The organism is Pseudomonadales bacterium (assembly GCA_024234165.1).
GTDB lineage: Bacteria > Pseudomonadota > Gammaproteobacteria > Pseudomonadales > UBA5518 > UBA5518.
In genome coordinates, this window is the sequence record JACKOP010000001.1 from 383540 (window position 1) to 404391 (window position 20852).

General features: G+C 62.3%; 17 protein-coding genes and 1 pseudogene. 10 read left to right on the forward strand and 8 right to left on the reverse strand.

Annotated elements, in window-relative coordinates:
• Nucleotides 1-87: 87 nt before the first annotated feature.
• From H7A12_01595 to H7A12_01605, 3 genes and pseudogenes are all read right to left on the reverse strand, one after another.
• Nucleotides 88-1770, reverse strand: a pseudogene (locus tag H7A12_01595) (GMC family oxidoreductase).
• 8 nt (nt 1771-1778) lie between these two features.
• Nucleotides 1779-2318: a gluconate 2-dehydrogenase subunit 3 family protein gene (locus tag H7A12_01600; protein MCP5319523.1), complete on the reverse strand. Its 540-nt coding sequence runs from the start codon at nt 2316-2318 to the stop codon at nt 1779-1781.
• 4 nt (nt 2319-2322) lie between these two features.
• Nucleotides 2323-2889, reverse strand: coding sequence for a hypothetical protein (locus H7A12_01605; GenBank protein MCP5319524.1), 567 nt, complete (start codon nt 2887-2889; stop codon nt 2323-2325).
• Between the two features lie 413 nt (nt 2890-3302).
• Here H7A12_01605 and H7A12_01610 point away from each other — a divergent pair, with 413 nt between their 5' ends.
• The 5 genes from H7A12_01610 (at nt 3303) to H7A12_01630 (ending at nt 7455) form a co-directional block, all read left to right on the forward strand.
• A complete protein-coding gene (locus tag H7A12_01610; protein MCP5319525.1) occupies nt 3303-3767 on the forward strand; it encodes an NUDIX hydrolase in 465 nt (154 codons plus the stop codon).
• A complete protein-coding gene (gene mnmA / locus H7A12_01615; GenBank protein ID MCP5319526.1) occupies nt 3764-4855 on the forward strand; it encodes a tRNA 2-thiouridine(34) synthase MnmA in 1092 nt (363 codons plus the stop codon). Before H7A12_01610 ends, mnmA begins: the two co-directional genes overlap by 4 nt.
• Nucleotides 4852-5487 carry a DUF489 family protein gene (locus H7A12_01620; protein MCP5319527.1) on the forward strand — a complete coding sequence of 212 codons (636 nt, stop codon included), beginning with the start codon at nt 4852-4854 and terminating at the stop codon, nt 5485-5487. The genes mnmA and H7A12_01620 overlap by 4 nt, the downstream gene beginning before the upstream one ends.
• A 79-nt stretch (nt 5488-5566) precedes the next feature.
• Nucleotides 5567-6958, forward strand: coding sequence for an adenylosuccinate lyase (gene purB, locus H7A12_01625; protein ID MCP5319528.1), 1392 nt, complete (start codon nt 5567-5569; stop codon nt 6956-6958).
• 5 nt (nt 6959-6963) lie between these two features.
• Nucleotides 6964-7455: a hypothetical protein gene (locus H7A12_01630; GenBank protein ID MCP5319529.1), complete on the forward strand. Its 492-nt coding sequence runs from the start codon at nt 6964-6966 to the stop codon at nt 7453-7455.
• A 24-nt stretch (nt 7456-7479) separates the two neighbouring features.
• Here H7A12_01630 and H7A12_01635 read toward each other — a convergent pair whose 3' ends face one another.
• The 5 genes from H7A12_01635 to H7A12_01655 all read right to left on the reverse strand — a co-directional run bounded on the left by H7A12_01635 (nt 7480) and on the right by H7A12_01655 (nt 12724).
• Nucleotides 7480-8019 (reverse strand): L,D-transpeptidase family protein, encoded by a 540-nt coding sequence (locus H7A12_01635; GenBank protein ID MCP5319530.1) that lies wholly within the window; start codon nt 8017-8019, stop codon nt 7480-7482.
• 349 nt (nt 8020-8368) lie between these two features.
• Nucleotides 8369-9976 carry an AMP-binding protein gene (locus H7A12_01640; GenBank protein ID MCP5319531.1) on the reverse strand — a complete coding sequence of 536 codons (1608 nt, stop codon included), beginning with the start codon at nt 9974-9976 and terminating at the stop codon, nt 8369-8371.
• A 107-nt stretch (nt 9977-10083) separates the two neighbouring features.
• Complete coding sequence (locus H7A12_01645; GenBank protein MCP5319532.1) at nt 10084-10710, reverse strand: TetR/AcrR family transcriptional regulator C-terminal ligand-binding domain-containing protein; 627 nt, start codon at nt 10708-10710, stop codon at nt 10084-10086.
• Nucleotides 10650-11252, reverse strand: a complete 603-nt coding sequence (locus H7A12_01650) for a nitroreductase family deazaflavin-dependent oxidoreductase (protein MCP5319533.1) — start codon at nt 11250-11252, stop codon at nt 10650-10652. The genes H7A12_01645 and H7A12_01650 overlap by 61 nt, the downstream gene beginning before the upstream one ends.
• Nucleotides 11249-12724, reverse strand: a complete 1476-nt coding sequence (locus H7A12_01655; protein MCP5319534.1) for an MmgE/PrpD family protein — start codon at nt 12722-12724, stop codon at nt 11249-11251. Before H7A12_01655 ends, H7A12_01650 begins: the two co-directional genes overlap by 4 nt.
• Before the next feature lie 139 nt (nt 12725-12863).
• On the opposite strand from H7A12_01655, the gene H7A12_01660 reads away from it, so the two are divergent.
• The 5 genes from H7A12_01660 (at nt 12864) to H7A12_01680 (ending at nt 20850) form a co-directional block, all read left to right on the forward strand.
• Nucleotides 12864-15374 (forward strand): TonB-dependent receptor, encoded by a 2511-nt coding sequence (locus tag H7A12_01660; GenBank protein ID MCP5319535.1) that lies wholly within the window; start codon nt 12864-12866, stop codon nt 15372-15374.
• A 159-nt stretch (nt 15375-15533) separates the two neighbouring features.
• A complete protein-coding gene (locus tag H7A12_01665; GenBank protein ID MCP5319536.1) occupies nt 15534-16775 on the forward strand; it encodes an MFS transporter in 1242 nt (413 codons plus the stop codon).
• 99 nt (nt 16776-16874) lie between these two features.
• Nucleotides 16875-17966, forward strand: a complete 1092-nt coding sequence (locus tag H7A12_01670; protein ID MCP5319537.1) for an acyl-CoA/acyl-ACP dehydrogenase — start codon at nt 16875-16877, stop codon at nt 17964-17966.
• A 14-nt stretch (nt 17967-17980) separates the two neighbouring features.
• A complete protein-coding gene (locus H7A12_01675; GenBank protein MCP5319538.1) occupies nt 17981-19207 on the forward strand; it encodes an acyl-CoA dehydrogenase family protein in 1227 nt (408 codons plus the stop codon).
• A 17-nt stretch (nt 19208-19224) separates the two neighbouring features.
• Nucleotides 19225-20850, forward strand: coding sequence for an AMP-binding protein (locus H7A12_01680; GenBank protein MCP5319539.1), 1626 nt, complete (start codon nt 19225-19227; stop codon nt 20848-20850).
• Nucleotides 20851-20852 lie beyond the last annotated feature (2 nt).

Here is a 20852-nt window from a genome sequence, read left to right on the forward strand (position 1 = left end):
GCCACCAAATCGTGGCGAGTACGCACGTACACCGTCGGCAAGCACTCCCGACCTGCAGTCAGGTGCAGCCTTCGCCAGTCTCGATGACTAGCTGCCGCGCGAGCCCGGCAACACCCGGCCGGTAGCAAGCGCGTCCATCGCCCGAACCGCCAGCGCGAAGATGGTCAGCGACGGTGATTCGCCGCCTCCACTCGACGCAAACACACTCGCGTCACTGATGTACAGATTGGGATGGTCATGGCTGCGGCAGTTCGCATCGACGACGGAGGTGGCAGGATCATTTCCCATCCGGCATGTGCCAAACACGTGCGATGCAGAAAAGCTGTCCCATGCACCGAACTCCTCGACCGGTTCGCTTGCACCAGCTTCCCGCAGCAGGCGTCGGGACTGTTCGGCCATGAAACGCAAACGATCGATGTCGTGTTGCGTCAAATGGGAATGCACTCGCGCCAATGCCATGCCGAATTCGTCCTTCCGTTGCGGATCCAGATCGACATAGCTGCCGTCATTGGGCAGGAACTCACCGATCGCGCCAACCGACAACGCAGTCCCGAAGCGCGAGCGCACTGCTTGTTTCAAGCTGGCTCCGAATCCACTGATTGCCCGCGATGCATACGCTATGGGTCCGGTGAAACCGATTTCCTGTGTGCTGGAGTTGAGGCGACATCCGCCCACCACACCCGAGATGGCATCCGGCGCGTTGAAATCCCAACAGATGGCGTCGGACTGCAAGCCGACGTGACTGTTCTTCAGGCCTGGCACCAGACCAGTGCTGTTCCACGAGAGCGTTTCCATGAAATTGCGTCCCACCTGACCCGAACTGTTGGCAAGTCCGTTCGGATAGTGCCGACTCGCGCTCACCAACAGCAGGCGCGGAGTCTGTATTGCTCCTGCGGCAAGCACGAATAACGACGCTTCGACCGTCTGCGACTGTTGTCTTTCATCGACATACTCGATCGATGCAATGCGCCCGTCGGCACCGGCGTGAATGCGCAGGACCTGGCTCTGCGGCTTCAGCACAAGGTGCCCGCTCGCCTTCGCCTTGCGAATGAACGTTACGTCTGCCGAACCCTTGTCGCCAAGCGGACACCCCCGATTGCAGTTGCCGCAGTAATTGCAGGCCGGGCGCCCGTCGTACGGTTCGGACAGGGCTGCACGTGCGTTCGCTTCCCAGTGCATGCCGAGACGGCGCCCCGCCTCGACAAGGCGCCGCGCCGGCGGACTCAACGGATGCGGCGGTAGCGGGTACGGAGTGCTGCGCCAACGCGCACCGCCCCCCCCCACTGGTCCGGCGACTCCGACCACGCGTTCACATACCGCGTAATAAGGTTCGAGGTCCGCGTAGCCAATCGGCCAGTCGCTCCCCACGCCGTGCTCGCTGCGCAATTTCATGGCATCCGGGTGCAGGCGATGCGCTTCGCCCACGAAATGCAGCGTGGTGCCTCCCACTCCCTGGACATGCAGATAACCCGGTCCCGCAACTCTTCGTCTGTGACCGCGGGCAAAAGCACCGACCACCCGATTCCAGGAACGCAGATCCCCGTTGCTGTCCTCGAGCCTGTCGAGCTCTGCGACGCTGAACGCGCCCTGGCTGCCGGGCAGCTCGGGGAAGGGATGCCGCTCCCAGTCGGGTCGATCAAGTTTGTAATGCGTTGCCGGATCGAAAGCGGGTCCCGCTTCGAGCAACAGGACGTTCATCCCGTTCTCGCACAGACGCCATGCTGCCGCCGCACCGCCTGCCCCTGCACCGATGACCACCACATCCGGTTTCGTGGTTGCTACCACGGCGGCGGATACCCCTGCGGCTGCGGCGGGTGTTCGATTGCCGTGCCACGCCAGGATTCAGGATGACTGTAGTAGAGTTCGACTGCGACCTGCCGCACCAGCTCGTAAAATCGGCGCGGCACTTCATTCCAGTCCGATTGTGCCATCCACTCGACGACCGCCGTCTGCTGCGCGATCGGCAAGGCGCCGAATGGCGGACCCCCGGTCAGATCGAGCCACCGGCATCCCAGTGCCAGCAAGCGGCGGAAACGTGGATCGAGCCGCGCAATCTCCCGCAGTTCATCGGGCACCCCCAGATCGCTCGCCGAGCCTGACACGCCATCGCGTGGCAGCAGCACATCCAGGAAAGCGTTCAGTGCGGTTTGCTCGAGCGGCGAAAGAACCGTCTCTGCGATGGATCGAGACGAATCGAGTGTGGCACCGACAAAAAAGGCGCCAATGACCGCAAGGATCTGTCGGCGCCGGACCGTCATCGTGCTGCGAGCAACTGGACCAACTCCACTGATCACCAACCCGCCTTCCCGGTTCTCCAAGCCCTCACTCTTCGCGTGGACTGGTGCAATCCGGGTCCTGATAAGGACCGGCCAGGTCTTCCACGCACCTCTGACGGCGCTTGCGCTTGTCGAACTCACCCTGGGTGTGAATCGTGACGAAGGGATCGAGCGACGGCGCGGAACCCAGGTAACCATCGACGCCGACAGTCACGTGCTGGGCGTTCACCCCAAGCCCGATCAAGGGCGCGCCCTTGAGCACGCCATACCCGATCGCAAGTTCGCCCTGGTAGTCACGCTTGCCCTGGAGATACCCGAGCTTCAGCTTGTCGAGCTCGAGACCTTCGGCGATGTTGAAACTGAAATTCAGGTTCTCTCCATGCGTGTCGCCATTCGATTTGGTCTGCACATGAAATACGCCGAGAACCATCGACGGAGTCACTCCCCCGTCGAGGCTCCAGTTGAGTCCGACGTAGGCTGCGGTCTGGGACTTGGTGCCCCCACCGCTGCTTATCAACGAGTACATCGTGACGGGCTGTCCCTTCCCGGCAAATACTGGGGCGGCAAGCAACGACATGATCACGACAGGCCAGAACAGGATGCTCTTCTTCATGACCTTGACTCCCCGAAAGATTGAGTATCGTAGCGTCCGCATTCGGGTCCGATCATGAAAATTCCAGACAGGACCCGCGCGAATCTGCAAAAAAAATTAACACGAACAGGGGAATGCGACAAGAAACAACTCAGAAACCTTGGCCGGCGCACCGGAAGAGGCTGTCGCAAAAGTCTCCGATCGTCGATGCGAGCAGCACGGGACGATCCCTTCACACCGGTGGGACGCCGTAAATGCACATCCCTGCAGGCTCGAGTGCCGCATCCCTGCGGCACACGCCCCCCGATGCAAAGGGATCGTCCCGCGCTTCGCGGCGCTTTACGACAGCCTCGGAAGCATTGCCAACCACTACATCGCCCGATGCACCGCAAACCACGGCCGCTATAATGCGCAGCCCCGAACGGAACCCACCGATGAACCACACCCTCGCCCAATGGATGCCGCATGTGACCGTGGCCACGGTAGTCTTCCGTGATGGCCGTTACCTGCTGGTCGAGGAATTCATCGACGGGCACAAGGTGCTCAATCAGCCTGCTGGCCACCTGGAGCCCGGTGAAACCCTGATCGAGGCTGCGCGGCGCGAAACCCTCGAAGAGACCGGCTGGGAGGTCACGATCGAGGCCGTGCTGGGAGCAAGCCTGTTCACCAGTGCCGCCAGCAGTATCAGCTTCCTGCGTACCAGCTTTCTCGCCAGCACACTGCACCACGATGCCGACCGACGCCTGGACGACGGTATCGTTGCCACGCGCTGGCTGAGTTACGAGGAGATACTCGCGGCACGCGATCGGCTGCGCAGCGAATCGGTGCTGGCGACGATCGAACAGCACCGCAGCGGACACCGTTTCCCACTCCACTTCTTCTATCCGCAGGCACGATGAATATCGGCGAACGCGTCATCGTTGGCCTCTCCGGGGGTGTCGACTCGGCAGTCGCTGCACTGCTGCTGCAGCAGCACGGTTACGCCGTCGAAGGCCTGTTCATGAAGAACTGGGATGAGGACGACGGCAGCGAATACTGCACTGCGCGTGCCGATCTCGCCGATGCCGAAGCCGTATGCGAGCTGCTCGGCATCCGCCTGCACACGGCAAACTTTGCAGCCGAGTACTGGGACAATGTATTCGAGCACTTTCTGGCCGAATACCGCGCCGGACGCACGCCGAACCCGGATGTGCTGTGCAACCGCGAGATCAAGTTCAAGGTCTTCGCCGACTACGCGACCACACTGGGTGCAGCGAGGATCGCGACCGGACACTACGCACGCTGCGAGGTCCATGACGGTCGTGCACGCTTGCTGAAGGGTTGCGATCCGGCCAAGGACCAGAGCTACTTCCTGCACGCCGTTCCGGCTGACCAGCTCGCACGCTGCCTGTTCCCGGTCGGGGAGTTGCCGAAAACCGAAGTGCGTCGCATGGCACGCGAACATGCGTTTCCGGTCGCAGCCAAAAAGGACAGTACCGGCATCTGTTTCATCGGCGAACGACGTTTTGCCGATTTCCTGCGGCGCTACCTGCCGGCGCAACCCGGTCCGATCCGCAGCGTCGACGGCGAACCACTCGGAGAACACCACGGCCTGATGTACCACACGATCGGCCAGCGCCAGGGGCTCGGCATCGGTGGGCGGCGCAATTGCCCCGAGCGCCCCTGGTATGTGATCGACAAGGATCTTGCCAGCAACACCCTGCTGGTCGCACAAGGCAACGATCACCCTGCGCTCTATCACCGCGCGCTGGTTTGCTCGCAGACACACTGGATCGGCACCGAACCGGCCGGCAGCACACCGGCGCTGCACGCCAAGATCCGCTACCGCCAGCCCGATCAGCCATGCCGGATCATGGCGCTGGGCGACGGGCGCTGGAAGGTCGAGTTCGAGCACACCCAACGCGCCGTCACACCGGGGCAGTACGTGGTCTTCTACGACGGTGACTGCTGCCTCGGCGGCGGCGTCATCGAAGAGCGCCTCGCATGAGCGAGCCGATCGCGATTGCAACGCGTGCACAGGCGCTGGCACTGGCTGCGCTGGTCGAATGCGCAACGCTGGTCGACGAACTGGCACGCGCTGGCAACGCACCGCTGCAATCCGTACGCGCGCTGACGGGCAGCCTGCTGCGTTTCGAGTGGCAACATGTCGAGGACGTCTACGGTGGGGCAGCGACGCTCCATCGCGGGCTGCAGCGGCTCGAGGTCGTACTCGCTCTGGGTTCCAGAGACGAGCAGCCACAGGTACTGCGCTACGCACTCGCACTGGCACATCTGGGCAAGCGGCTGGCACGCGATCCGCAGCGCCTCGCCACGATCCGTGCACGCCTCGGGCAGCTTACCGGCTCCACGGGCGAATTCACGGGTGAATTCGCTGATCTTGCACCGGCGCTTGCCGCGATCTACGAAGACACGATCAGCCACTACAGCTACCGCATCAAGGTCGTCGGTAACGGCGATCACCTGCGCGATCCTGCCGTGATCGCCCGTATCCGCGCACTGCTGCTCACCGGAGTGCGCGCCGCCGTACTGTGGCGCTTCGTCGGTGGCAGCTTGCCGGGCCTGCTGCTTCGCCGCGGGCAACTCATCAGCGCTTGCCGTGCGCTACGCACCGATACCTGATCAGCGGGTCCACGCACAATCATCGGCCTGCGCTATCATCCACTTCGTTAAGCCACAAGACGGTTTCATGGATACCATGATGCAACTCGACGAACTCAGCGCCATCTCTCCGCTCGACGGCCGCTATGGCAACAAGACGGCGACACTGCGCCCCGTGTTCAGCGAGTACGGCCTGATCCGCTTTCGCGTGCTGGTGGAACTGCGCTGGCTGCAACGCCTCGCGACACTGCCGGGAATTCCCGAATTCGGCCCTTTCGACGCTCAGACCATCCTGGCACTGAACGCGATCCTGGATGATTTCTCGCCAGCCGACGCCGCACGCGTGAAAGCGATCGAAGCAACCACGAATCACGATGTGAAGGCGGTCGAGTACTTCCTCAAGGAGCGCATCGCCACGATACCCGGTGCCGCTGCCGGACTCGAATTCGTGCACTTCGCGTGCACCTCCGAAGACATCAACAACCTCAGCCACGCGTTGATGCTCGATACCGCCCGCCGCGACATCATGCTCCCGGCGATGGATCGCATCATCGAAGCATTGTGCGTACGCGCCGAGCAGTGGGCCACGGTGCCGATGCTTTCACGCACGCACGGTCAGCCAGCCAGCCCGTCGACGATGGGCAAGGAGATCGCCAACGTCGTCTACCGCCTGCATCGTCAGCGCGAACAGGTCGCAACGGTACGCCTGCTCGGCAAGATCAATGGTGCGGTCGGCAACTACAACGCCCACCTCGCTGCGTACCCGGACGTCGACTGGGAGGGCAACGCACGCGACTTCGTACACTCGCTCGGCGTCGAATGGAACCCGTATACCACGCAGATCGAACCACACGACTGTCTGGCCGAACTGTTTGCTGCAGTCGAGCGCTTCAACACGGTACTGATCGATTTCGCACGCGATGTCTGGGGATACATTTCGATCGGCTACTTCCGCCAGCGCACACGTGCCGGTGAAGTGGGTTCATCCACGATGCCGCACAAGGTCAACCCGATCGATTTCGAGAATGCCGAAGGCAACCTCGGACTCGCGAATGCACTGTTTGCACACCTGGCAAGCAAACTCCCCGTCTCGCGCTGGCAGCGCGACCTCACCGACTCGACGGTGTTGCGCAACCTCGGCAGTGCGTTCGCATACACACTGATCGCATGCGACGCGCTACTGAAAGGCATCGACAAGCTCGAACTCGATGCATCGCGCCTGGCTGCCGATCTGGACGCCAACTGGGAGGTGCTGGCCGAGCCGGTGCAGACCGTGATGCGCCGTTATGCTGTCGCTGAACCGTACGAGAAACTGAAGGCATTGACGCGTGGACAACGTGTCGGTGCCAGGGAAATGCATGCGTTCATCGAATCGCTGCAAATCCCGCCGCAGGCACGCGCACAGCTCGCGGCGCTGACACCGGCGAGCTACATCGGCAATGCAGCGGAACAGGCACAGCGTATTCGCGAGCATCTGGGTCAGCGGAGATAGAGACGATGCAGCCACGCAGTGAAGGCAGGATCGAAATCGAGTCGGCAGCCGACCAGGCGGGGATATTGTGCGAGCTCGCGCGTGGTGCCCGGCGTCTGGTGCGCATCTTCAGCGACGATCTTGCTCCCGCTCTGTTCGACAATGAAGAACTGGCCAGCGAACTGTCACGCGTTGCGCGTCGGGGACCACCGTGCGAAGTGCGCATCCTGATCAAGGACAGCCAGCACCTGCGCCAGTGCGGTCACCGCCTGACAGCACTGCATCAGCGTCTGGTGTCTTCGGTCCCGCTGCGCAAGCTCGGCTACTGCCCCGAACGCTACATCGCGAACTACATGCTGGTCGACGACGCTGGCGTATTCTTCATCCCGGGCGAAGACGAGAAGATCTCGTTCTGGAATCGTGAAGACCGTGCCTTCGTCCAGCATCTCGCCGAGCAGTTCGACGAGCTGTGGCACAAGAGCAGTGCCGATCCGGAACTGCGCTTCATACCGATGTGAGCGCCACGCTCAGGGCTGGCCGTCTCAGGGCCGGATCTCGATCGGCGTCCCGTCCGGAACGGTTCGCCAGATCTCGTCCATATCCTCGTTGTTCAGCGCAATGCAGCCTTCGGTCCAGTCCCTTGCGCTGCGGCGCAGGATACGGCGCAAGGCCGGCTCGTCGTGTTCACCGTGCAACATGATCATGCCGCCCGGGTCAACCCCGCGTTCCTCGGCGCGCTGACGATCGAGCGGTCCAGGATATGAAATGTGCATCGACTTATGGAAACGACTCTTCGGATTGCGCCAATCGAGCGTGTAGACCCCTTCCGGTGTGCGCAGATCTCCTGCCTGCAGCTTCGGTCCGACCGGAACGCCCCCGAGCATCACGGGATATTCGAGAAACGGTTTACCGTTACGCAGCACATAAAGACGCCGCTTGGACTTCTCGACCACCACGCGCACATCGGTGGTGCGCACAACGGCCTTGGGAGCTGGTGCGTCCGATGGCAACAACCCGAGACGACGCAACACATCGTAGGCGCGCGAAGATGGCTGCTGGCCGTTGCCTGTCTCGTGCGCCATCGCGCTCACGACCGTCTCGCTCGCTGCCAGCGCAGCCTGATGATCCGCCACGACACCCGTCGTCTCTTGTTTCGCCTGCACCTGCACCGGTGCTGCAGGCGGCATCTTCAGCAATCCGAAACGCTGCAGCATGCGGTACGAATCGGCGACAGTATCGGGTGCCACCGCCACGTCGGCACCCGCCATCGTGGAAAACAGCATCGCGAGTGCGACCACGGCAAAGCTGAGGTGTCTGCAGGCGGATCCGGGCACGCTTTGACACCCCCTGTTGTTGTGAATGGCGATCTGCGGGCAATTATAGTCAGGTGCACTGAACACGCCAGTGCTTCGCGGCACCCCGCACACCAACTCAGTGAACGAGCTTGAAACCCGCCTTGCGTGCGTCCCACGCCGCGGGCCCCAACCCCGCCTCGCGCAGCTTGTACTTCTGCAGCTTCTGGGTTGGCGTGTACGGCAACTCCGTGACGAATTCGATATAGCGTGGCACGAAGAAATAAGGTGCATTGTCATTTATGAAGCGCGCGATTTCCTCTTCGCCGACACTCACCCCGGGCTTCAATATGACGTTGAGCTTGATCTCGTCTTCACTCGCGAGCTCCTGGCTCCGGATTCCGAAGGCACCGCAGTCGGCAATGGCCGGATGGCGTCGCGCGACCATCTCGACCTCGAAGGTCGAGATATTGCGCCCCTTGTAACGAACCGCATCCTTTTTGCGGTCGACAAAGAAGAAATTGTCGTCGGCGTCGCGGCGCAGCATATCGCCGGTCCTGTACCACTCTCCCTCGAAGGCACTGGCGGTTGCTTGCGGATCGTCAAAATACCCGTTGAAGATCACGAACGGCCGGCGCGGACGCACCCACAGCTCACCGGCATCACCCACCGGTACCTCGTTGCCAGCGTCATCCATCAGCCTGACGTCAAGAGCCTCGATCGGATTCCCACAGCAGCCGGGCGGCCAACTCGGGCGCAGGCGCGGATCCTGGCGCAGGATCACGAGCGCCTCGCTCTGTGACATGCCCTGCCCGAGCACACGCACACCGAAGCGCCTGGCAAACGGCTCCTTGATTTCGGTAGGCATCGGCACCGCCTGCAACTCGCGCAGTGGATTGTCCGCATCGTCAGGCCGCTCCGGAGCAGCCCACAGGAACATGTGCATCGCACCGATCGTGAACGCTTGCGTGGCCCCGTAAAAACGCACACGGTCCCAGAAGGCAGTCACGGAAAACGTGGGATCGACGGCTAGCGTGATGCCGCAGAACAGCGTGCGAAACAGGGAGGTCGCCCACGCACCCGAGTTATACATGGGCATCACGTTGTATGCGATATCGCCAGGGCGCGTGTCGTACATGCTGTCTCCGCCGAACGCGGATTCGAACCACACGTTGTGACTCTGCATCACGCCCTTCGAACGCCCCGTGGTGCCCGAGGTCCACAGCACCGAGCTGACGTCGCCGTACCCGAGTCCACCGAGATCGGGTTCTGTCGCCGAACCGGTATACAGCCCGCCGAAAGCAATTGACCCCGTCAGATGCGCCGGGTCACCAAGGATTGCGATCTGTTCGACCGCGAGCCCGTCGGCGACTGCGGCCACCCGCTCGGCATGCGCTTCGTCCGTCACCAGCAGTCGCGCACGTGCGCGGTTGATGGTGTCCTGCAACCAGTCTCCCTTGTAATCCGTGTTCACCGGAACCCAGACTGCGCCCAGTTTGTTGACCGCAAGCACCAGGAACATGACCTCGGGCGCGCTGCCCATGTAGAACACCACGCGATCACCCCGACCGATGCCAAGCCGGCGCAGGCCTGCAGCAAGCCGGTTCACCTCGACGTTGGTCTCGTGAAACGTATATACGGTACGGTCGAACACCAGGAAGCGGGTATCGCCATTCTGTTCCGCCTGCATGCGGATCGCGCGGCCAATATGCCTGTCACGGATGTCGTCGAATTGCAGCCTGTTCATCTCGTAGCCTTCATCGGTTGAATGCGTTGGCAGCGCGGATCATCCCCACATCGCCCTCGGTTCGATCACAATGACACGGTCATCGTGCCTTTCGGGCAATGCCGTCGTCATGCCGGAACCTTCTGCACGTGCCGTCTCGGACGAGCCCGCTTCTGCGCGTGAGCAGCGGCATGCGATAACACGATCCGGTCGACGATCTTCTGCACCTGCCTTCGTTGCAGTTTCCTGCGCGTGAACAGCGGCACCAGTATCAAGGGTCCTATCAGCAACTGTACGAACAGGAACGGATCCGTATCCGCTGCCAACTGCCCACTGTCGATACCTTCCTGAATGAAGGCTTCCATTTCGCGACGCAACGGGAACCAGTATTCCCGCAACAGATCCGCCACGTCGGTGCTTTCGCTGACGATGGCGTATCCGAACACGATGCGCTGCACCGGTTCGGCAGCGTATGCAGCAAAGTGCTGGCAAATCGCATGCAGATCACTGACGAAATCGCCTGTTCGCCTGAGCTCGAGCTGTCGGTACTGTTCACCCATCGCCTCGCGCAGCAGGTCCGCCTTTGCCGGCCAGCGCCGATACACCGTCGTGTGATGCACGCCTGCACGCTCTGCCACATCGACATGGTTGAATTCCAGACCATGATCCCTGATCGCGTCGAGCACAGCCGCAACTACCGCCCGTCTGACGACTTCATTGCGTCCGCCAGGACGCTTCCTCGGCTCCTTCGGCACTGCCACTCCCTGCTGCGTGGACGAATCACCACGATCGGAATTTCACGTCCGAAGGTGCCGGCGCGCTCCTGATAGCGCGCGACATTCGGCTTTCTCTGCACGACGTATTTAAACAAACGCTCCCTCTCTTCGCCACACGAGACGTGAGCCTCGGCAGTCACGGGCCGGCGATTCACTCTGAGCCAGCAGCGTGGCTCCTTGCGCAGGTTTGCCACCCATTTAGGATCCGTTGGACCACCCGCATTGGAGCCGATCACCAGGTAGTCATCACCATGTCTGACATACGGCAGCACGACCTTCTTGAGATCACCACTCCTCGCGCCAACCATCGTGATGGACATCGCTGGCGTGTACGCCTGACCTGCCGCCATCGAGTACTGCCATGACATGAGCGACCAGCCCGTCTTCTCCACCAGCCAGAGATCGATCGCGAGGCCACGCCTGCCGCGCAGGATGATCATCCACGGCTTGAAGTACGATGCGAACCGGATCTTGTCCTCGACCGACTCCTGCACCACGCCGCCATCATTCGTGTCCGTCATGCCGTTACCTCCAATAGCGGGGAAATCTCGTTTCTGACATTGTTTACCGTCTCGAGATTCATCATCAGCGACAACAGACGATCCTGCTGCTGTTCCGGCATGATGCCGGCAAGAAAATCCTGCATCTTGCTCCTGACCCAGTTCCAGTCGGCCCGGGTCGCGTCGCTCCAGGGGTCGCCCTGATTGAAGTCGGACGCAATCTCATGGCGTTGCCCGCCCACCGTGATGGAGACGAGTGCCCTGTTGAAACGGGGTCTGTGAATCGGGCTGTGCAGCACGTCCTCGCGCCAGCTGGCAGCAAGCCCCTCATCGGGCAAAGTGGAAATCCTTCGGGCAAGCTGCCATACGGACTCGTCCGCCAGCCTCTCCGCTGCATACCAGTCGGGTCCGCGTCGATGTCCCAGCAAGGCAAGCGCGGTGATGTAGGGGATGTTGAACGCTCCATGCAGCGGCGCACGATGATCCGCCACGATGGACGCTGCCGGATTGCGGAAAAACCATGTCGAGTAGGCGATCGGGTTCAGCCGGATTTCGATCTGCTGGATATCCTCGACACGCACACCGTGTTGCTGCTGAAACCCGAGCACTGCGTCTATCGCTGCATGGGTGAAGCGGCACGATGGATACGGTTTGAGCGCCGTATCCAGAATCCACCATTTTCCGCTGCCGCAGTCCAGAAGCTCCCGATATGCGCCCATGAAGCCCTGCGCCTCGAAAAAGCCGGGCGTCTTGTCCAACACATCGCGTTCCCCGACATACCCCTCCTGCGCGAGCATCGCAGCCATGATCCCGGTCTGCGCCACACAGCCATAGGGTGCGTACTTGAACGAGTTGAACGTATCGCGGTTGGCCATGTCGGCAGCTTTCGGTGCAGGCGCCGTCCAACCCGCGAGCCCCATCGCATTGATCATCTGCTCCCGGGTATGCCCACCAATAGAGCCTGCCGCCACCGCAGCACCAAGGGAATCAGCCCCTGTGCCGGCCAGTGCGGACCAGCGAAACCTGTCCCCGTCGTACTCCATCAGTTTCGATGCGAGGTTCAGGCGGGCATTGACCTCGAAACCCGCAAGGAATCCGCGCAACAGATCCGCACCGCTGCAGCCGACCCGCTCGGATTCGGCGAGAGCAGCCGCCGTGACGATAGCTGCAAAATGCGCCGCGTTGAAGAACGTCTCGTCGGCATCCAGAGCGTTCATCATCTCGGCATTTGCGTAAGCGGCATTGGCTGACGCCACCCGCTGCGGCAAGCCGAACACGGTTGCCTCGGCCGGGCCTCCCAGTCGCGACGCCACGCACCCGGTGATCCTGCTGCGCTCCAGCCGAGCAGCCGCAAGACCGCACACCAAGGTGTCCATCAGCACGATCTTCGAATAATCGAGCACATCCTGGGGTACGGCCTGCGGCGCAATCGCCAGGGCAAAGTCCGCAAAGATCTCCAGTTGTCCCATGACGCGTCCCTTGTTGTCGCTCATCGTTGCTCGGGCTGCACACATTACAACACTTACACTATCGCACATAGATTTGCGTTAGCAAGATGCTCGGTGCTACATTCGACCGCGGAACGCAGACCGCTGCGCCAGACACCGCTTCCACACCACAGGAAAAGCAGACATGTATAACGATCGGGCGACAACCAATCTTCTACTACGCACGACGCCGCTCGTGATGGCACTCGGACTCGCATCCGGAGCCTTCGCGCAGGGTCTGGAGGAAATCGTCGTTACGGCACAGAAGCGCTCCGAAACCAGTCAGCACGTACCCATATCGATCTCGGCGCTCGGCGTCGGCGAAATCGAGAATCGGGGCATTGCCAACATGCAGGACCTCATCGGCGAGCTCCCCGGCGTCAACGGTTTCGGTGCCGCGGGTTCCAAAGGTACCGTGAGCCTGAACATGAGGGGGGTCAGCGCAGGAAGCCCGGCGAACATCTCGATCGATCCCGTCGTCGGGATCTACCAGGACGGTGTCTACATCGGAAAGATGATGGGAGCCGGGCTCGACGTTGCGGAACTCGAGCGGATCGAAGTCCTGCGTGGACCGCAGGGCACTCTTTATGGTCGCAACTCCACGGCAGGAACGGTGAACTTCGTCACCCGCAAGCCGACCGGTGAATTCGGCTTCAGGGCGAAGGCATCCCTTGGCAATTACGACGAGCGAACCCTGAACGCCAACATGGATCTCCCCGCCATCGGCGGGAGCGACAGCGGCTTCGGTGAACTGGCTGCAAGCGTCGGCTACCAGAAGCGCAAGCGTGACGCGCTCTATCGCAATGTCGGGGGTGGCGGCGACTTCGATTCCATCGATCGCGAGGCCTACCGCCTCGCCCTCCGCTGGTCGCCGTCGGACAGTTTCGTGGTCGACTACAGCCACGATGCAAGCAAGCTGGACGAAGCCAACCTGCTTGAAAAGGTCACCGGATTCACCCCGCTGGATGCTGCCGGCAACGTCAGCCGGATCAACGCACTTCGCGGCACGATCGCTCAAGCCCAACTGTGGGCCGCATCACCCACCAGCGATCCACGCGTGGCGTCGCGCTGGATTCCTTCGATGCAGCGAACCCTGGCCGCATACGAGGCGGCAGAACGCGCCGGTGAAGGGCGCACACGCCACGGTGCGGCCGACCACCCGCCGCGCATGTCCAACGAAGGCAGCGGCGACGCGCTTACCCTGTCCTGGGACGCTGGCCAGCTCGGTGCGCTGGGAGACGTGAGCTTCAAGTCGATCACGGCTTCCCGGAAAATGAAGATGTACGTTTACGGGGATCTGGAAAACATCGACAGCAGGTTGGACGCCAACGGGATCGGGGCGATGCAGGATCTGGTCCACCTGACGCTGGCACAACTCTACGGACCAAGTTCTGGTGCCGCCTATCCGATGGTTGACCGCGTGTGGGCTGCGATCGACTCGATCGGCGCGTACCACAGCAAGCAGGACACCAGACCGAAATACGAGCAGTTTTCGCAGGAAGTCCACATGGTCGGCACCACCGATCAGCTGGAGTACGTCCTGGGTGCTTACTACTTCGAAGACGAGGCCCGCTACGATCGGCGCGCCATTTTTGCGGCACCTCTGAGCGGGGCCGGCAGGCAGTATTACAAGACAACCACCGAGGCCCTGGCAGCATTTGGACAGGCGACCTGGCGACCGGCGGCGCTCGAGCAGCGCCTCGCGCTCACCCTCGGCTTGCGATACACGGAGGAAGACAAGGACATCTTCTACGACTACTCGAGCGTCACCACACCGTTTGCCACGGTACCCGCACGATCGCTGAAGCGGGACAAGAAATTTCATAATCTGAGCGGCAACCTGACGGTTGCGTACCAGTTCACCGACGATCTGAACGCCTTCGTCCGCTACGCCACGGGTTATCGCAGCGGCGGCTTCAACGGTGAGGTATTCGACAATCCCTATGCAGAAGAAGAAATCAAGCAGTGGGAACTCGGTTTCAAGAGCGAGTGGTTCGACAAGCAACTGCGGCTGAACGCGTCGATCTATACCTACACGTACCAGGATCTCCAAGTCGCCCAGATCAAGACCGAGAACGGGACGGCAACCACGGTGCTGAGCAATGCCGGGGAAGCCAAACGCCATGGCGGAGAAGTCGAACTGCAACTGGCACCGGTCGAGGATCTTCTGCTCTCGCTGGGCTACTCGTACATTGGCGGTGATTTCGAGAAATTTCCCCGACTTTGCGGCACCGGCACACCTGCGCGCTGCATCGAGACCAGCAAACGCGCAAAGCGCAGCACGTCGCCCTCACATCAGCTCAGCGTGAGTGGCGATTATGTGTTTGCACGCACATCGCTCGGCAACCTGCGCGGCTACGTACAGGTCAACTGGCAGGACGAGTGGATCGAGTCGGCGCTGTGGACGGCCGTCGTTGGCGGCCAACCGGTGATCTACGATCACATCGTCATGGACGAACGGACGGTCGTCGATGCAAGGATCACGCTCGAAGCCATACCGGTGACGGTCGGAAGCCTTGCGGTTTCCGTGTGGGGCAGGAACCTTGGCAATGACGACTACCCGGTCTTCGGTGTCAACTTCGGCGGCATGGGGCTGATCACCGAATCCTACGGCAATCCGCGCACGTACGGATTGGAGCTCCGCTACGAGTATTGATGTCAGCTCCGGCCGGATTCGGCGCATCTGCTCCGGGGAGTCAACACGGATCCTGCTGCGGTACCAACCACAGCGGGATCAGACCCCCGGGGTGACACCACGTCTGGCAGCTGCTATGACAGAACAATGCGAGGATGCAGATATCCCGGGAGACAAGGCATGCACAGTAGCGCCGGTACGCAGGGCGGATTTTTCCATGGATGGTGGCTGGTCGGCGCCGGGTTCCTGCTGCAGGGGGTGGCCACGGCCGCGGTAAGTTACTCATACGGGCTGGTACTCGCACCACTCGCTGCAGAATTCTCGGCGACCCGACTCGAGATGATGCTGGGAATCACCGCCTGCACACTGGTTGGCGGGGTGATTTCCCCTTTTCTTGGAGTAGCCATCGATCGCTACTCGTTACGCGCACTCGCGTGCATCGGCATCGTGCTGCTGGCGAGTGGATTCTTCTGGCTCTCGCTCACCAGCGCGATGTGGCAGGTAACGCTCGCCTACGCTCTGTGCATGTCCGTGGTGATGATCCTGATGGGGCCGGTACTGGTATCGACCATGCTGGCGCGCTGGTTTTCACGCCGCCGCGGACTCGCCATGGGTATCGCCGCGCTGGGAACTTCTGCGTGCGGATTCGTGCTGCCTCCGCTGCTGCAGTGGGGTATCGACGGCTGGGGCTGGCGCGAGGCATACAGAGTCTTCGCAGCGACTTCCGCACTCGTCATGCTGCCGCTCGTCTGGCTGCTGGTCGAAGACAGTCCGGCTCACCGCGGGCTGCAGCCCGACGGCGACGCCGCGAAACCGGAAGCTGCGCTGGCGACGTCCTTGCCGTCGGCAGCAGGCAGCACCGCCGAGATCCTGCGCAGACCCGAATTCTGGCTGGTCGCACTGGTCGTCGGCGTGCTCATGTCCGTCTACAGTGCCCTGCTCAGCAACCTCGCGCCGCTCGCCACCGGTCGCGCTGCCAGTGCCGAAACCGCAGCCTATCTGATCTCGACGGTGGCCGTTTTCGGCATTCTTGGCAAACTGGTGTTCGGGATGCTGGCCGATCGTATCGATCTGCGGGCGGGGCTTGCGGCCGCACTCGCGTTGATCATCGTGACGCTTGTTCTGCTCATTCACGGCAGCAACCATCCGATGCTGTTCGTGGCGAGCGCGGTGCTGGGACTCGCAGCCGGCGGCATGTTGCCGGTCTGGGGCGCGCTGATGGCGGTTCTGTTCGGCGCCACGAACTACGGCCGTGTGATGGGGCTGATGAATCCGGTGATGATGGCGATCGTGCTCACGGGATCCCCATTCGCCGGGTGGTCCTACGACGCCACCGGCGATTACGCGCAAGCCTTCTGGACGTTCACGGCATTCTGCGTACTCGCACTGATGGCCCTGGCACGAGTGCGACTGCCGCATTAACGTTTGGCAACCCGACCACGATGTCACGGTCCGGGATGCATCGCTACAATTCGCGGCCCAGACAGACCGCCCAGGCAGACCTACCGGAGACACCTCAACGTGAATTTCGACTTTTCCGATGAACAACGCCTGCTCGCTCGGGAAGTGAGGCGAATGCTGGAGCAAACCTGCACTTCGGCCGAAATCCGTCGCGTACTCGACGGGCACGCCACGCACTCCACCACCGTGTGGAACAGTCTGATCACGATGGGCGCTGCAGCGGCTGCGATCCCGGAGCATCTCGGCGGTGCCGGGCTCGGGTACCTGGAACTGTGTCTGATCGCCGAGGAAGCAGGGCGCCATCTGGCACCGGTACCCCTGGCATCCAGCTTCTATCTGGCGGCCGAAGCGCTGCTGCAGGCGGGCAGTGAACAGCAGCAGCAACACTGGCTGCCACGCATTGCCTCCGGCGACGTGATCGCAACCGCCACGCTGGCCGATGGCGAAGCGTGGAGCAGCTCGCCAGGGCCGGTGTTTGCCGATGGACGGCTGAACGGCCGGATGCCGCTGGTCCCGGACGCGATGATCGCCGGGCTCGTGGTCGTGCGCGCCGGTGAGTCGCTGGTACTCCTTGACCCTGCAGCCGAGGGCGTGGCACGCCGGGCGCTGGCCACGCTCGATCCGACCCGTCCGTGCGGTGAAATCATCTGCACGAATGCACCCGCCGAACTGCTGTGTTCGGGCGAACGCAGCGTGGCCGTCTGTGAACGTGTGCTGAACGCTGCAGCGGTACTGCTCGCATTCGAGCAGGTGGGCGGCGCAACACGCTTCCTCGAAATCAGTCGCGACTACTCGCTCGAGCGCAAGGCGTTCGGTCGCCAGATCGGCAGCTTCCAGGCCCTGAAACACAAGATGGCGGATATCTATACCGCGAACGAACTGGCACGGGTGCATGCGTACTACGGTGCCTGGGCCCTGTCGTCGGATGCACCGGAGCTGCCGGTTGCGGCAGCCGCTGCACGAGTTGCAGCCAGCGTCGCCTTCAACCGTGCTGCCGAGGAAGGCATCGAAATCCACGGCGGCATCGGTTTCACGTGGGAGATGGACTGCCACCTCTACATGCGCCGCGCGCGCCACCTTGCGCAACTGATCGGCAGCGAACACACCTGGCGCATCCGTCTCGCCGACGCGCTCATCCGGGAGGCCGCGTAAGCGGGAACTGCAGCATGGATTTCAGAGATACTCCTGAAGAAGCCGCATTCCGTTCCGAAGCGCGTGCTTGGCTGGAAGCCAACGCCACTGCTCGCACCAGCGATGAACAGCGTTTCGGCGCAGGCCTGGACGACACGGCACGCATTGCCGCAGCGCGCGCCTGGCAACGCCGCAAGGCCGAAGCGGGCTTTGCCGCGATCAGCTGGCCGCGCGAGTGGGGTGGTCGCGGCGGCACGGCGATGCAGCAGGTGATCTACGCCCAGGAAGAGGAACGTTTCCTGGTGCCACGCATGGTGTTCGAAAACAGCATCGGCCAATGTCTGCCCACCATAGCGATGTGGGCAAGGCCCGAAATCCGCACGCAGCACATGGCACGCGGCATCGTCGGCGACGAGATCTGGTGCCAGTTGTTTTCGGAACCTGCGGCCGGCTCGGATACCGGCGGCATCCGCACCCGTGCCGAGAAACACGGCGACGAATGGATCATCAACGGCCAGAAGGTCTGGACCTCGGGAGCACATTTCTGCGATTTCGGCATCCTGCTCGCGCGCAGCGACTGGGACAAACCGAAGCAGAAAGGCCTCACGATGTTCATCGTCGACATGAAGGCACCTGGCGTCGAGGTCCGCCCCATTCATCAGATGTCCGGCGATACCGAGTTCAACGAGGTCTTCCTGAGCGATGTGCGCATTCCGGACGGCAACCGCCTTGGTGAAGTCGACGGTGGCTGGAAGGTGATGCTGAGCACGCTGATGCACGAGCGGCTTGCCATTGGCGGGCATCTGCCGACGCATCTGCACCGCAACCTGATCCAGATTGCACGCAAGGCGCGCTGGGCCGGGCGGCCTGCGCTCGAAGACGCCCGCGTCAAGGCGCACATCGCCGATGCCTTCCTCAGCCAGCACGGCGTGGAACTGGTCATCGCACGCGGGCTCACTGCACTTTCGCAGGGCAGGGAACCAGGGCCGGAGATGTCGATCCTGAAGCTGGTTGCCGGCAAGGGTATTCTCGACATCGCGAGTTTCGCGCTCGAAATGGCCGGTCCGGAGGGAATCACCGGCCATCGGGATCTGGGCAAGGAATGGGCGTTCCTGCAGCAGCTGTGGCTGTCTGCACCGGGCATCCGCATCTCGGGAGGGACCGACGAGATCCTGCGCAACGTGGTCGCCGAGCGCGTGCTGGGACTCCCCGGCGAAATCCGTACCGATCGTGAACTGCCGTTTCGCGAACTGGAGCGCTGAAAGGGGCGGAGGATTCGATGACCGCAGAGAAGACCTTCAATCTGGCAGACCTGCTCGACATCGTCGTCGACACCGTACCCGCAGAGCGCGAGGCACTCGTGTGCGGTGGCCGTCGCCTGAGCTATCGCGAGTTCCGTGACAATGCGCAACGCCTTGCGCTCTGGTTGCGATCACGCGGCATCGGCACCAACGACACGGTAGGCATCCAGGCGGCCAATTCGATCGAGTTTCTGGAAGCCACCTTCGCTGCATACATGCTGCGTGCCGTCCCGGTCAACGTGAACTATCGCTATACGGCAGACGAAGCGCGCTATATCTACACGGACGCCGAACTCAAGGCACTGTTTTACGATCGCGCACTCGAGGATGCCGTGGGTGGCGCACTCGACGGTGCGCCAGGCCTGAGGGCGCTGGTGCGAATCGGCAGCGGCGCTCCCTCACTGCCCAGCGCAGTGGCATACGCGACGGCGGCAATCGGAGCAACAGGTACGCTCGCAGACATCGAGCGCAGCGACGACGATCTGCTGCTGCTCTACACCGGCGGCACCACCGGGATGCCGAAGGGCGTGATGTGGACACACAAGGCGCTGTTCTACGCGGCCTTCGGCGGTGGTGGCAGCCTGCACCCGGCCGGGGCCATCGCAAACCCAGCCGAACTGGCAACGCGTGTGCGCGAGACCTATCCGTTGCGCCAGCTTCCGTGCGGACCGCTGATGCACGGTGCCGGCATGTGGGCCACCACCATCGGATTGCTCGCCGGTTGCACCGTCTACCTCAACGACCGCCCTGCCTTCGACGCCGAATACATCCTCGGCCTGATCCATGACGAGAAGATCAGTTGCCTCAACGTGGTTGGTGATGCGATGGTGCTGCCGCTGCTCGAGGCGCTGCAGCGTGAACCACAACGATGGGATCTGCGCAGCGTCGTCGCCGTGTCCAATGGCGGTGCGATGCTTTCGGAGCACGCACGCGAAGCACTCAGACCCTACCTGGCACCGAACGTCCATATCGTCGACAGCCTGGGCTCATCCGAAACCGGCACTTCCGGTGGTGGAGGCAAGCCTGACGATGGAGGACTGCTGCGGATCCCGCCCAGTCCGACGGTCGCGGTAGCGGTGGACGGCAAGCGCTTCGCCAAGCCCGGCGAAATGGGCATCCTGGTCCGCATGGGGCATCTGCCACTCGGCTACTTTCGCGATCCGGAGAAAACCGCCAGCACCTTCGTCATCATCGACGGCAGGCGCTGTGCGATCAGCGGCGATGCTGCCCGCCTCGAAACCGATGCTTCGATCACGGTTTTCGGTCGGGATTCGCAGTGCATCAACACCGGCGGCGAGAAGGTGTTCACCGAAGAGGTGGAAGAAGGTCTGCGTTCGTATCCGGGCGTGCGTGATGCCGTAGTGGTCGGTGTTCCCGATCCGCGCTGGGGCCAGAAGGTCGTGGCACTGGTGTCGTTACGCCGGGACGTTGCCGAGGATACCGATGCGCTGAAGCAGCACTGCCGTGCCAGACTCGCTGGTTACAAGGTACCCAAGGATGTCCTGTTCGTTGCCGAAGTGGCGCGCAATCCGATGGGCAAGGCCGACTATCGCTGGGCGCGCCAGGTTGCAGAACGAAGACTGGGCAGTGAGCCCGTATCCTGAAC